General features: G+C 42.9%; 17 protein-coding genes and 2 tRNA genes. All 19 read right to left on the bottom strand.

Annotated features, from left to right (window positions below; all coding sequences use genetic code 11):
* Positions 1-18 precede the first annotated feature (18 nt).
* Entirely contained in the window at positions 19-387 is a 369-nt protein-coding gene (locus ABC831_RS02730; protein WP_320912787.1) for a hypothetical protein, read from the bottom strand.
* Complete coding sequence (locus ABC831_RS02725) at positions 380-892, bottom strand: HK97-gp10 family putative phage morphogenesis protein (protein WP_343246718.1); 513 nt, start codon at positions 890-892, stop codon at positions 380-382. Before ABC831_RS02725 ends, ABC831_RS02730 begins: the two co-directional genes overlap by 8 nt.
* Positions 861-1,286, bottom strand: a complete 426-nt coding sequence (locus ABC831_RS02720) for a hypothetical protein (protein ID WP_320912789.1) — start codon at positions 1,284-1,286, stop codon at positions 861-863. The genes ABC831_RS02725 and ABC831_RS02720 overlap by 32 nt, the downstream gene beginning before the upstream one ends.
* Complete coding sequence (locus ABC831_RS02715) at positions 1,279-1,632, bottom strand: hypothetical protein (RefSeq protein WP_147601332.1); 354 nt, start codon at positions 1,630-1,632, stop codon at positions 1,279-1,281. Before ABC831_RS02715 ends, ABC831_RS02720 begins: the two co-directional genes overlap by 8 nt.
* A gap of 250 nt (positions 1,633-1,882) precedes the next feature.
* Positions 1,883-2,866 carry an SU10 major capsid protein gene (locus ABC831_RS02710; protein WP_147601331.1) on the bottom strand — a complete coding sequence of 328 codons (984 nt, stop codon included), beginning with the start codon at positions 2,864-2,866 and terminating at the stop codon, positions 1,883-1,885.
* 21 nt (positions 2,867-2,887) lie between these two features.
* The gene (locus ABC831_RS02705) at positions 2,888-3,559 is read right to left on the bottom strand and encodes a hypothetical protein (RefSeq protein ID WP_320912791.1); all 672 of its coding nucleotides are present in this window, start codon (positions 3,557-3,559) and stop codon (positions 2,888-2,890) included.
* Between the two features lie 205 nt (positions 3,560-3,764).
* Positions 3,765-3,959 (bottom strand): hypothetical protein, encoded by a 195-nt coding sequence (locus ABC831_RS02700; RefSeq protein ID WP_320912792.1) that lies wholly within the window; start codon positions 3,957-3,959, stop codon positions 3,765-3,767.
* A gap of 19 nt (positions 3,960-3,978) precedes the next feature.
* A complete protein-coding gene (locus ABC831_RS02695; protein WP_147601328.1) occupies positions 3,979-4,641 on the bottom strand; it encodes a phage minor head protein in 663 nt (220 codons plus the stop codon).
* A 12-nt stretch (positions 4,642-4,653) separates the two neighbouring features.
* Complete coding sequence (locus tag ABC831_RS02690; RefSeq protein WP_343246717.1) at positions 4,654-6,243, bottom strand: phage portal protein; 1,590 nt, start codon at positions 6,241-6,243, stop codon at positions 4,654-4,656.
* Between the two features lie 248 nt (positions 6,244-6,491).
* A tRNA-Lys gene (locus ABC831_RS02685) sits at positions 6,492-6,565 on the bottom strand.
* Between the two features lie 37 nt (positions 6,566-6,602).
* Positions 6,603-6,688 (bottom strand) — tRNA-Thr (locus ABC831_RS02680).
* 339 nt (positions 6,689-7,027) lie between these two features.
* Positions 7,028-7,336, bottom strand: coding sequence for a hypothetical protein (locus tag ABC831_RS02675; protein ID WP_343246716.1), 309 nt, complete (start codon positions 7,334-7,336; stop codon positions 7,028-7,030).
* Positions 7,323-8,066: a hypothetical protein gene (locus tag ABC831_RS02670; protein WP_243248691.1), complete on the bottom strand. Its 744-nt coding sequence runs from the start codon at positions 8,064-8,066 to the stop codon at positions 7,323-7,325. The genes ABC831_RS02675 and ABC831_RS02670 overlap by 14 nt, the downstream gene beginning before the upstream one ends.
* Before the next feature lie 6 nt (positions 8,067-8,072).
* Complete coding sequence (locus tag ABC831_RS02665) at positions 8,073-8,369, bottom strand: hypothetical protein (protein WP_343246715.1); 297 nt, start codon at positions 8,367-8,369, stop codon at positions 8,073-8,075.
* Between the two features lie 14 nt (positions 8,370-8,383).
* Positions 8,384-10,114: a hypothetical protein gene (locus ABC831_RS02660; protein WP_343246714.1), complete on the bottom strand. Its 1,731-nt coding sequence runs from the start codon at positions 10,112-10,114 to the stop codon at positions 8,384-8,386.
* Positions 10,115-10,123: 9 nt separating this feature from the next.
* The gene (locus tag ABC831_RS02655; protein ID WP_343246713.1) at positions 10,124-10,780 is read right to left on the bottom strand and encodes a protein phosphatase 2C domain-containing protein; all 657 of its coding nucleotides are present in this window, start codon (positions 10,778-10,780) and stop codon (positions 10,124-10,126) included.
* 63 nt (positions 10,781-10,843) lie between these two features.
* Positions 10,844-11,518, bottom strand: coding sequence for a hypothetical protein (locus tag ABC831_RS02650; protein ID WP_343246712.1), 675 nt, complete (start codon positions 11,516-11,518; stop codon positions 10,844-10,846).
* Between the two features lie 12 nt (positions 11,519-11,530).
* Entirely contained in the window at positions 11,531-12,439 is a 909-nt protein-coding gene (locus ABC831_RS02645; protein WP_343246711.1) for a cysteine hydrolase family protein, read from the bottom strand.
* A gap of 62 nt (positions 12,440-12,501) precedes the next feature.
* Positions 12,502-13,935, bottom strand: a complete 1,434-nt coding sequence (locus tag ABC831_RS02640) for a DUF2828 family protein (protein ID WP_343246710.1) — start codon at positions 13,933-13,935, stop codon at positions 12,502-12,504.
* Between the last annotated feature and the right edge of the window lie 7 nt (positions 13,936-13,942).

Here is a 13,942-nt window from a genome sequence, read left to right as displayed (position 1 = left end):
CCTAGCCGATGGAGTTAATCATGTTTCCAGTTTTGAGAATCGGGTAAGGAATTGTGAAATGGAAGTATCGCTTACATTCTCCACAGGGGAGAAGTAGTCGCAATGAAATCCAATCCCTACCATATATTCCCTTGCGGAATTTGCTAACTTCCGCACTTCTGAGGCGGATTTGTTTGAATAGAATTTGACTTCCAATCCAAGATTGATACCGTCCTCTGTATTTGAAAGTGTGGATAATGCTCCGTCTCCGCCTATCTGTTTGAAATACATATAGGGGAATGATGGTGGTGTAGCTTTATACACCTGTCCTCCTTTCAAACTGCTGTATTGTTTCTGCAAGTCTTTCAGGAGGTTCGTAAAATACAAATTCACATTGTCCTTAACCATCCTTGAATACCTCGCTTGCTATTTTTTTTGCTTCTTTCCTCAGATATTGCGCCGTCTCATACATGAATGGTCTTGACGGCATACCCTCTGTAAATCGCCATGTGCCATCATCAGCCGGATAATACCAACCCTCTCTGCCGTCTTTCGTGGTAAAAATTGTTGCCCCGGAATTGTATGCCCAGTTCATTATTGCCTTGTACTCTTCGCTTGGGTGTGAACTGTCCCTACCCTTTACTCCAGTACCGAACTCAATGTACTTGCAATACCCTCCGGCACTTATGATTCCAACTCCCTCTGCCTCATCCAGGTAACCGATAATGGAAGATCTTGCTGTACCGGTATCAACCGGAACTAGCTCCTGTGCCTTTTCAACTCCAAGGTCTGTAAGTCTCTGTATAAGTTTCTCTGCGCATTTGTGTATACGCTCTTTCCGCTTTTCCAGTTTCTTAATGGCCTCATCTATGCTGTCCGGGTCAAAGGGATTGATCGTTATTTTGTCCTGCATGGATATTCCCCTTAATCTTCCGTATCGCCCATAGATTCTGTTGCAAATCATGTTTCGGGCAGACACATATATAATCTGGTTCCGTGTCCGTGGACCCGTCCTCATTGAGAACAGGAACCACATCTATGAAGAGTTTTGAGTATTCATCAATCGGCAATTTCTGTACGGTTGATATGGTCTTGTCATAGACAATATCTTTACCAAACGGAGAATCCTCTGCATTTCCTGAGTTCGGACTTACTCTCGCAAGCACACGAACCGGATTTGAATACTTCGGTATGCTCTCCCCAGTAAGGTTGCCATCCTCATCCACTTCGTCTACCGTTCCGTCATAGGTCTGGTAATAAAAGGGGACTTGGTTCAATCTGAGGTCTTTAAGTCTCAGCTTAGGCATTGCCATCCCTCCTTAACAGACCGACATAGGTTTTGGGTGGAATCTTCGCCAAGGCCAACTCAATATCTTTCTTACCTGTCTGTCCCCAGTTCCTGGTAACTCCAAGTTCTGTGTGAGATACAAGTCCACCCCTCGCATCGTCAGAGTTTATGGCTTTTGCCAAATCATAGATTTCAAACTCATACCGGTTATAAAACCTCTCCAACTCTGCCTCTGTCGGAATATCATCATCCGCCCAAAAGTGTTGATTTGCAGCCTGTTTCTGAGCTTTCACAAGGAGGACGGCAATCTGTTCGTCAGTGAGAGTTTCATCATCTAAGATGACTTTCAACAATTTAGCGTCCATAATCCGTCCTCACTTTCTTACCCTTGCTGAGTTAAAAACTCTGCGATCAGCTTTGCTTTTACGGTTTCTTTCATGTCATACCCACGTTCCGTTGCGATAGCCTTAATCTGTGCCACTGTCAGAGCATTAAGTTCTTCCTCTGTATACTTCTTTGTGGCATCAGTAACCGTCTCTTCTGTGCTCGCATCTGATGATGTGGAAACAGAAGAATCGGCTACGATACGGGAACCACCGTCAAGGGTATGACCCGCTATTCCCCCGGTTTTGTGGTTGCTGTCAGTTTGCTCGGAAGATCTGTGGAAATATTTGTGAACTTAGCACTCATCCACTCAGGACCGTGATCCAAACCAATCTGTCCGAAAATCTGATATGTTTCTCCTGCACCAGTCTTTGCAAGCTGCTCCAGGAAGAAATTGCCCTTGCCAGGAACCATCTGATGAACCGGAGCCATGATGGACGGATCGAACAGAACGGCTGTACCGGTAGGCATAGTATCAAACAAAGCAACTGCCACTTCTCCAAGAGGGGTAACTACTGTCTGTAATTTGATACCGTTCACTTCTCTTCCAAGGGGAACGATTGTAAGGTTGTTCTGCTGCGCATCAAGGTTAAGCTGCAACATTGTAGTTGCATCAACTCCGAGAACAATGTTGTCTGTCTTTGCGCCCTGATCGTGGATGGACTTTAATCCCTCTGCTACAAGCCAGTATGTGAGAGGCTTTTTAGCAAGATCAAGTACGTTGGTTGTGATAGCTGTCAGAAGTCCTCTTGTTTTATTGGCCTCTGCATCAGTAGTTGCCTTTGCGTACTTTCCGTTGATGAATGTGTACTCAATATCCTGTGCGATCTTTGCCATTCTACGAGAAACCTGAAATGCAAGCTCGTCCATAGGGTTTGCCTGCTGACCGGCCACATTGATACCCTGCAGTGTACCCATGTTACTCTGCTTTCCGTAAGAAATCGCAACGGATTTCTGGAAGATCTGAGTTACATTGGTAAGCTGGCTTCTAGTTACCATTTCCGGCTGTGGTGCAGTAAGGGATGCTGTTTCAGAAATCTCCGGCTGTTCGCCTGTTTCTGTGTTGTACTCCTGACCGCAAGTAAACTCTACATGATTGGTTACAAGAGGTCTTGCGCCAATCATAGTAGAGAACGGTGTTGCTGTCTGTCCTTTAGCGAATAACATTCCGCTAAAATTAGGAACAGCGAATGATGTTGCTGTGCCCTGTGCCATAATTCATTACCTCCTTTAGATTTATGCCTGCTGATTGTTAGCGGCACTTTGACTTAATATTGCAAGAATCGCAGCCTGTGAATCGCCTGCGTCCATTGCCTGTTTAATCTGTGCTGAATAGTCAACCTGACCTACGTTTCCAGACTGTGGCGTAGGCATCTGAGCCAAATACTGAGCGCGGATTTCCGACTCTTTCTGTTTGTCTCTTTCCGCCATAAACTTAGTGATGTTTCCGGTAACAACATCCATGCTTCCCTCATACTCTGCTGTTGCCGTAGCCTTTGCCATTTCGGCCGGCATACCCATTCCTAAGTAACGCTCCGATGATTCCGCTACCGCTTTGAATTTTTCCAGTTCCTTGACATAAGCATCTCTCTGAGCCTGCTGTTCCGCTTTTGCCTCTGCCTCCTGCTCTTCGGCTGTCTGCTTAGCTCTAAGCTGTTTGCGAAGATTTCCCTCGGATGTACAAAGTTTGTCGTTATCGGATTTCAGTTTCGCATTTGCCGCTTTCTCCTGTGCAAGCTGTGCCATAAGGCTCTCAACGGTTACTTCTCCGCCGGAGTTGTTTTCCTCATGCTTATCTGTCTGAGGCTGTTGCTGTGTACCGGATGCCTGAGTGGGCTGATTCTGCGGTGCTGTCTGAGACTGCTGCTGTGTCTGGTTCTGAGTTGTTGTGCTGTTTACATCTGCCATAATTGACCTCCTGCGTTTGAACGGTTCTCTCCGTGTGAATTTCTGCGTTTTTTTACTTGCGTCTCTGCAAGACAATAGTTGTATGCGTTTGATGAGGGTTTTCTCTAACCCGTTATCTGAAAGGAATTACTCCCTCTGTAACCGAAAAAATGAGCCGGACACGATTTTCCATCACATCCGGCTCATAGGCTCTAACTGTATTCAGTTAGTTTTTCTTTGCTGCCTTTTTGGCAGTTGTTTTCTTGGTAGCAGTTTTCTTTGCTGTGGACTTCTTTGCTGCCGCTTTCTTATTGGCAGTTTTCTTGGCAGTATCTTTCTTTGAAACGGATTTCTTTGAAGCTGCTTTCTTCTTATCGTCCATCTTTTTCTTGTCTGCTGCTGTCTTTTTTGCAGTTGCCATTGGTTTTCTACCTCCTGATTTATAATTCTACGCACCGGCAGTTGATGATCTCATCTATCGGTGCGCCCATACTATCATCGAGTGGGAACATCATTTTGTACCCATTGATGATAAAAGGCTCGTTAATAGGAACTGTTTGGCCGTCCGCCTCCCAGTGGCTAACCCGGACACGTTCATCCCTCATGCTTACCCATGTGTGGGTATTCTGTTTCTTATCCACAAGGTTCTGATGATTTATCCAGTTATATATCCAGTTTGTCTCATTTAGGGCAATCTCTGTAGCTCTGACATCAGAGAACATTCTTTTCACACTTTTTGGAACATCCTCTTCATTCATCATGCCGCCGGTCATACGAGATATTTTATATTTATCGTTGCCGTTGGCATTTGCAACTGCCCTCTCTGTGGCTTCCTGAATATACTTTGCAAATCTGTATGCCTTTTCCCTTACTTCTGTGTCGTACTGATATTCAGGCATCATGGCAAAATAGAGATCCATGAGTTCATTTTCATAATCAGCACTCGTCTTTTCATAAAGGAAAATGCCGGAAATAAGATTGAGAAACTGTGCTTCAAAGAAGTCTACAAGTGCATTTATAAACTCCTTGGCGGTTTTCTTCCGGCGGAGCTTATCGTCTTTGAGAATGTTCATTTCGTCAAAGTATTCAACCGGATTATACATAGTTCACACCGCCTATTCTTCTACCATTGCAGTCTTACTTGGCTGCTTAGATTCCTCTGTCTTATCTTTTTCCGTGTTGTTCTCCCCGCCGTTCCCCTCTTCATCCTTGTATGCGTTAGGGTTCGGTTGCTGTGTCTTTTCCTCCTTGGAGGCAAGTTTCTTCTGTATGCCATCAATAATAGGCTTACTATCAACCCATGCCTGTTGTGGATCTGTGAACAGTTCAACAGTGTTGAAAGATGTAAGACCGTCTACTCCGGCATTAAGCAACGCCACAAGGGAATTGGTCTTAGACACCAAATCATAGGTTTTTGTACGGCAGAAACGGATTTCAACATCTGCCGTCTCTATATCTTTCAGACCGTCATACGGTCTCTGATCTGTCTTAATGATTTCGATTGCCAAATCAATGAGCTGCATTTCTGGCTCAGTGAATAACTGCTCAACCGTCTTAGCGGAAATCTCCAAACACTGCCATCCATTGGATAACTGCATCGCACCGGTGGTTGAACCGCCACTTGCCTCCTGCCATGATGGTGTAGAGGTAATCTGCTCCAACTGAGAATTGAGATGATCCACAAGTTTCTGAACCTCACTCTCATTCAATGTCTGATTGAGGTAAGTGATCTTTGCTTCCTTGCCGTCCCCGGTACTCTTTGTCATAATGACTCCATCGCCGTCTACGAGGTTTTTCTTGCCCTCTTCGTTTACCTGGCAGTTGTGCATCCAGAGTAAACTCTGAACGTGTTGCAGAATATCATTGATACGGTCAGAATCCACAAGATTCATTGCATCCATCAGCGGGATAACCTTTTCAAAAATACCCATGCGGTCATTCAGATAAAATTCAACGACCGGTATTCTTCGGAGTGGGTTTGGCGCGATATTCTCTTTCAGATGATAGTCTGTCGTGTTCAACTCATGCTCAATGGTATAGCAGAAATTCTTTGAGTATGCCGTAAGAGTAATTGTTCCATCATCATGTACGGAATAGGTGCATCCTAGCACCGGTTCTCTATATGCGTCATTTGAGTACACCACAAAGGTTGTAAGTGGACTTGGAACCAATAGTTCAAATGGAGAATATCTGCTCTTATTTCTGTTCGGCAGCATCATCTGGTAGCCGACACCACAGATAAATAGGTTTCTTCCAAGGGCAATATCTTTTGCCGCTTTGCTCTGCTCCTGCATCATTTTATTGAGCATGGCGATCTTCAAATCGTCAATATTCTCTCCATCGTCCTCATCCTTTTTTCTCAAAAATCCGAATAAGGCTTTCTTCTGTTTCTTTGTCGGTTCTATCTTTGCTCTCTGTACGAAAGTGATCGGGTTGGAAAAACAATATCCCAGATGCACGTCCACAATCTTTGAAGCATTGTTTTCTACGACTGTGGCATTGAGATCCGGTCTGATTTTCTTTTCACGGTTAAGAATTGGCTGATTGCCTTTCTCATACTCAAAAAGAAAAACTTCCTGTGCCACATTCTCCTGGTGTTCCATAAACGCCTTAGATACAACCGATATGATATTGTCTTTCGTAATTTCCCTCTCATCAGTCATTAACATTCGTCTACCGAGAGTTGGACGGTTGCTTGCGTACATGAAGTTTCCCCTTTCCGAATAAAACAAAAGAACCGATCAAGTCTACTTATGACTTAACCGGCTCAAAGGCTCTTTGCTTAATTCTATTTTTATTACTTCCTTACATCCACGGCAGTTTATAAAAATCGTGCCGGATGCTCCGGGTGCTTTCTTGAAAAGAAGTTTTTCACGGTTTGCCCGCGCCTTACATACAGGGCAGTATACGTTTTCCGTTTCCAATATAGCTGCTCCTTTCTGTATGTGGATAGTTGCGTGGATGGGATTTGAACCCACGACCGTCTGATTAAAAGTCAGATGCGCTACCGAACTGCGCCACCACACATTACTGGGCGGCTCGCCACCGCCCTATCCTACAATAATGGAGGAACCCATGGCCTCTCGAAAGAGGCAATCGAACCCACAACCTTTTGATTACAAATCAAATGCTCTGCCAGTTGAGCTATCCGGGCTTACCAATATGGAGTAGCGTTCACTACTCCATATCAAGAAAGGGATAATCCACCAACGTCTATACCAAGACACCATCATTTTAACAAAAAAGGAACAACCACGCATTAGAATATCGGTGAAACCGATATTTTAATGCAGTCATTCCTTGTTAAATGATAAAATTAAAATTTTATGATGTAATTGAGTTCGTTATTATATGTCTTTTGGTTCGTAGTCAATGCAGTAATCATCCCAGGATGTGACCGCTCCATAGCAATCACTTTCCTCGTTGGCACATATCCAATCCGTTGTCCCATTAAAATTATCATGCCAAGTACATGATCCGCAATTTTCGTTACATTCCATTCTGCATCTCCGTCAATCTCTGTGCTTCTTCCGGGCTACATACCGTCACTCCGGTTTCTTCCTCACACTTCTTTACCATACCGGCTCCGTCCCCGGCATAGCTTTCCCAAATGTGCTGTGATTCTACGAACACATCATTGATACGCTTATATCCGAATCCATAGGTTCTGTGAAGTGCTATGGCAATCGCAGCATATATCTGTGGAACCATCTGGTCTGCCGCAGTAGCAACGTTCTGTGAGCGGTTTCTTCTGGCGATTTCATTCAGGGAATTTATCAGTTTGTTATTCTTCGCCATATCTTTCCTCCAGTGCATCCTCAATAATAGAGTCCGTGTAAAGAAATTCTTTCATATCTGCTCCGTAGCAAGACGGCTCGATAGGTTCTCCACCATAACAAGCCATTCCGTGAGGACATTCAGCGTTTTCAGGACAATATTTGCAATAATCCTCTCCGTCATGTGTTTTTAACCATTCATCAAGGATTTGTTCGTCTCGATGCTTTTCAAATACCGCTATTGCATCTGCCAGAAAGTCGGTCTGGGCAAACCATTTCAGATCGTCAATCACTTTCCACGGGTTATCGCCAGATACATTCATACAAACTTCATGTAACCTTTCCATTTGATCGCAGTCTTTATATTTTTCCTCTATTTCTGCGATAGGAGATTTTAATGCGTGATAATTGCGAATGTGAACATAATTGAAGTATGCCGAAGAATATTCCCCTACTTCATACTCTCCGGGTTCAAATGTGTGGTTTTGCATCACGATCTGCAAAGCAACCGGAAGCTCGATAATGAGCATTTCGGCTTTTTCAATATCCTCAGCAGCGTATTCTCCACTTTCTTCATCGCAGTGCCATCCCATGATTTCACACACATTCGTTGTGGGGCCGCTGTTCCCGAATGGTCTTTTAATATCTATTGCCGGTCTATACCTATCCTTAGAATCTATTAAAATGGAGATTCTAAAATTAAGGTCTGTCATAATCTTTATGTGCTCCGGTTTTAATTTAAAACTTGGCATATCAACCTACCTCCGTTTCATTCCTCTGACTGTGTGTTTCCTTTTGTTTCCCATAAATCTGCCACTTCCCTTTGAACCGCCAAATATGAAAGCGGACATATTTCCACCGGACGGTTTCTGTGTAGGTGGTGTTTCTGACGGTGCCGGTTTATACTTAGGTCTCCATACCATGACAATTTTATTGTTTTTGGGATCCACAAATCCAATACCATTTTCAAAGATAGTAAGATTAAGTCCATGCCGGATGCAGGCCTCTTCGATCTCTTTCTGCACCTCAACTGCTTTTTTCTGCGCTTCTGTCATACCATTTTCTCCTTTCATCGTACAGTTCTCACAAGTCTATAAATATTTTCATCATTGACGATCGTAAATGCTGTAGAATCTTTGATTAAACAGCTATCCGGCGATACGGCTTCGCACTCAAAATCTTTAAATGCCTGTTTCTGGTACGAATATATTCTGATATTTCCATCAATCGGTATTGAGATATTGGAGTTATAAAAACATACATTGCCAAGCCCGCATTGATATTTAATGCGATCCTCGCTATACGCTACTCCATGTTCATTGCACACAAAGGTAAAGAACTGTCCGGCTCCGTTTTCCAACACGATAAGCCATCCTCCGGTTATTTTATCTCTGTGTATTCCATAATTATTCACGGTATCAGTATATGGTATCTCAATGTTTTTTCCATCCAGATTCACAATGAGGTTTTCTGCAAATCTACTCACAACGCACGAATGTCCCTCAGATACCGCAAAGTAACTCTCATATCCACATTTTGTAATCGTCCGTATTCCGTTGCCTGATTTTGTGATCTGGATAGAGGTTAATGTATTGGCAGGACTTATGAAATATACTGAATCTCCTGCCGCATAAACCGGACTCTTATGTTTCTTCTCAAACACATATTCTCTATCCGTGGCAAACCAGAACGCTCTATCATCCGCTTTTATTACAATATTCTCTGCTCCAACCTCTGCGAAATGGTATTTAATTCCGCTTTCGTATGTGAATTTATTCCCATTCTTAACTTCCACTACTTCTCCGGCATTATTGATATAGCACTGCTCATTTAGAACAATTTTTACATCGTTTCCTTTGAGCATCGTGATAAGTGTAAGCCCTCCTGTTACCCCTTGTGATACCGGCTTAGTAAGAACATTTGCATTATTATCACATAGCGGACAACGAGCATATTTGCCATAATAAAACTCCTGGTGTACATCGCAGAATTTAAGGTGTTTTGCCATGTGTTTTAATTCATCCCCCATAGATCGGCTCTTATTCTCAAAAATCTTTTTCAGAGAATCAACCAGATAAGGAGATAAGTTTTTCCACGGTTTAATCGTTCTTGGTATTTTTACTTTTGGATTGTCTATTACGCATATTCCTCGTTTCATACGTTCTACAATATCCATGTCTGGTGTCATAGTCCCACCATGCGGATGAATCCTTGTAAGGGTTTTCCAAATCAAAATTGCCTCTGCGTATGTGTCTGTTTCCTCTGAAAAGTCATTTCCTTTCATCAATGGATCTTTGAATAAGTCCATGCAAACTTCACATTTTTCATCTTCCACGCTCCAACTATCGCAATCTATAAAGTACACATTTCCAGTTTTGTCAAAGAGGATGTTCTGATCGTTCAGATCCCCAATACACACTCCGGCGGAATGTATATCTCTCACGGTGTCCTGTATCTTTACGAGTATTTCCAAAATATCTTTCGTGGTTATCCCATTCGCTTTCAGATATTTTTTACTTGTGAGAACTCTTACTTCCTCTCCTACGGCTTTTGGCATAATGTAACCAATAAACTTATTGTTATTGTCATACACTGCCGTAATCGGTTTAATAGCCTCCTTTGGCAGCGGTTTGTCAATGAGCATGGCAACTTTCTTTTCCTTGGCTGCAATATCAACACAGGGTTTGTAAATTTTCAGAATATCGTTGCCAAACTCATAGATATATCCCTCGCCTCCCTCCGTTATGGGAGTAAGCTGTCTTATCTTTTCTTTTCCTATCCTCGTTAGTGCCATTTTCATAATGTCCTCCTACAATACGATTGTTGTATCGTCCTGGAATACTTTCTGATGTTTGTTTATAAACCTCTTTACTCTTACTTCCTTGCCGCTCTGCAGGACTTCCGTAAATTCTTTCTTAAATTGTTCATCTTTCATGGCGAATCGTATTCCATCAGATGCTACACCAATATTCCTGTATTCATCTTTCGGAAAAGCCTTTGTGGAAAAATTGACACCATCTTTGTACTGTTTGAGCATATCTTTATTCACATAATTGTAGGCAAAGTATTTCGGGTATTCTCCGTCAGATAGTTCTTCAAACTCAATCGTTCCGTCCAGACGTTCTTTCACGATAAAACCATCTCCGCAGTAATCTACCATGAAATGTGTCTCATTTTCAGTAACCATAAGGATCGTAAAACAAAGGAAATCTCTGATTGAGCCGGAAGTCTGCCCGAATAGACCAAGTATCTCTCCAAAAGCGGCTGCGGCAGTATATACACTACATTCATGTATAATTCTGCTGTCATTTTTCAAAAGATGGCAAAACGCTTTTGCTCCAACTTCCGAATGTTTCCCCTCCGAACAGCCATCGCAAACAACTTTCATCCCATCAAATTCAATTCCGTAGTCCTGGCAATTCGTACCGTAGTCGATATGTTGCTGACCGATTTTATTTATAACCATTGTATTTCCTCCCGTAAAAAAGAACGGCAACCCCTTTTAGGATCGCCGTTCTACTCTCATTTTTTATACGTCAAAAAAATCATCCTGTTTCGATACGGCACTCTTGGAGTTTTCAATCACTGATTTTGATAAGCAGTTGAAAGCTCTTCTGAGTTCTGATGCAGAACTGCTTACATCGAGGATATTCTTGAATCCAAGGTCTTTCGCCTCCTGTGTTGCCTGTCCTCCGAAACTGATAAACGCAGTAACGATTTCTTCCACGTTCAGATACTCTACCGCTTTCTTTGCCTTTGCAAACCCTCCCGGCTGAGAAGAGTTATCCATCCCATCTCCGAAAATTGCAAACACGGCCTTTACTCTCATTCCCTCATTTTTGAGGAAGTCTCTGTATTCTTTCAACTTCTCAGTTCCATCAATGATCGTATCGTACATAGCTGTGCATCCATCGGTGCTATACGAAGTGTCAAACTCTGTAATGCGCTTATAGCCTCCTACGGTTGCACTGTCGGAGAAGTCTGCTCTTGCAACCAGAATCTCATCACATTCTTTGGAATTGATAAGTGCATCTTTGAAATCCGAAAGAGCTTTTACCATATCTCTTTCATACATTCCCATAGAACCAGACTTGTCGATTCCGACAAAAATTAAATTGATGTTCTCACTGTCGATTTCATCAATGGAGGTATTTGTGATCTCAACCTCATCTAATCCGTCAATTATCTGTTCTGTTTCATTCATACCGGCTACCTCCTACAAAATATCATCTGTGCTTTTCACGATGTTTACATGGTACGTTTTCTTAAAATCATCAAAGGTCTGCTCAGTAACATCCTCAAACCCAGGAATGGAGGACATACAATCTTCCAGGATATAGATTTTCTGAGTGATCTCTGGGCGATTAGCGTAATGTTCGAGAATCTGTTTAATGCTTTCCAATACGCAATGGCTCTTTGCCTCTCCTGCAATAATGATCTTGTCGTAATTTTCCAGTTTGTTCAGGAAGTCGATATTGATGTAGTTCTTTGTATCATACTCAGGTTTGATAATTCCGTACATTTCGCTGAGTGGATCCTGTCCTTTTACAAGACGCTGCGTAACGGCTTTCTTTGCAACAGAGTGAAAATAAATCATGTTGGCAAACTGATTTTCAAATGCCGCACCAGATGTACCCTGTAAACAGTGGTAAGACCATACGCATAAGGTTTTCTTTCCGTCTTTTTCCAGATGTTCTACATAGTCACGGCTCTGGCGAGGGTAGATAACAGCTCTGTACTTTCCAGAATCAAGGTCTGCCAGCGTAATCGGTGTGTAAGGAGCCGGATTATTGCCATTTTCATCAATCCACCAGCACGGATGGAAAATCTGATGTGGTGTGTGGGTATCAATAGATACCGCAATGTTTGTAATTTTATCCATGTTGTTATAGATAAACTGTGTCATTCTCTCCACATCGCCGTGCGCTCCGGGAACTCCGAGTGATCCATTATCCATGAAGTCCTGCTGCACATCAATTCCGAGAAACAATACTCTCTCTTTGTTTTGTGCTGCCGGTGTAAGCTGCTCATCGTTTGCCTTTCTCAAAATCTCATTAAGAGAAATCGGATTTGTCTGTGAACCAATACTTGCGATGTTCACAATTTCATTGTAGGGTGTTTTCATTGGTGGTTATCTCCTTTTATATTTTATTTGACCGGAGCCATTTGCCCCGGTCAGTATTTACTCTATTCGACTGTGATGCAATCATATCTCTCAGAATTGATTGTATTCTCCATAGCCTCAACCGGATTGTAGCCAAGGTTCTGCAGGATCTGTTTGAATACCGTCACGGACTGTCCGCTTGCAAGCTGCACGCCTTTACGGTTGTGATCTGCATGGAATACATCGTGTCTGCTATTCACATTCCAGAAGATAATGTTAGGGATTACATAACCGGCCTTACGGAACTTATTTGCCATCTTGTCATAGAAAGACCACTCACGGTTTCCGCAATAGTCAATTTCCATATCAGAGATAACAACGATTGCTTTCGGCATTTCTTCCTGTGGAGTATTATGCTTTTTCGCAATTTCAAGAACCATCTCAAAAGCAGCTTTAAGGTCTGTGTTGCCATCCCAATTTGCTCTGCTTACGTTGCGGATCTTCTGTTCAAGGGTTTCTCCCCTCAGAATAACCGTCTCCGGTCTGTCAGAGAACGTCATAAACAGGTTGTGGTATGCTCCAACATTTCTCTCTGCAAAATAGATTGCAAGACCGATTGATGTTGCCATAGGTCTGCCTCTCATAGAACCGGACACATCCGCCATAACTAAAGCGTTTGTTCCTTTCTCCACATAATCCGGCAATGCTTTCCACTGTGCTTCGAGTACCTTACTGCTCTCTCTGCCATAAAGGATCTTCTCAACAATGTCGTAAGGGAACAGTGTTGAAGCATTGATTTTTACCTCTCCCTTTTCTGCCTTGTTGATAAACTCTCCAAACCTCTCAGCATCATGTTTCATAAATGCCTTGCGGTAAATCATCATCGCACGGCTCGGAACTTCCGGGTATTTGATTTCATCCCATCTTCCGGCTGACATAAGACTTTCAACGACACCGATCTGTTTTCTCATGCTACGGACGATTCTCTTGAAATTGTAGACCGGATAGCCTAATTTCTGCGCCGTAATGATTCCGAGTTTTCTTGTGGCAGAGCTGCTTGCATCTGCGGTCTTAATCCATTTTGCAAGTAAGGAAATTGCCTTGCCGTCATTGAGGTTCTTCAAATCTTCCTCAAACTGTTTCTTCATGGCAGCCCACATATCATCCTCTAACGGAGTTCCAATCAGAGAATACATATCATCGTATCTTCCGAACACTCCGATCAAATCAAGGTTCGGTCTGAGTGCTTCCGGGTGTTTCTCTGCCATGTAACGGATGATCGTTCTGAAAGTCTTTCTTTCTCCCAGACCTCCGCGAATATCCCTTGCATAGAACGCAATCTTTGTGGCAAAAAGAGCATCCTGATTGTATGCCTCTGCGAACAGTGTTTCGATTCTGCCCTCATCAGCTTCTCTCAGGGATCCGATTGTGCCGAATAAATCCAGTCTTGCGTCTCCTGTGGTATTCAAAGCCACAGCACCGTTTTCGGTTCTGGTAAATGAACCGTCTTTTCTCATTGCATCT

The sequence above is a fragment of the Diplocloster hominis genome (genome assembly GCF_032380655.1).
Taxonomy (GTDB): domain Bacteria; phylum Bacillota; class Clostridia; order Lachnospirales; family Lachnospiraceae; genus Diplocloster; species Diplocloster hominis.
This window is presented reverse-complemented; position numbering and strand designations above follow the sequence as displayed.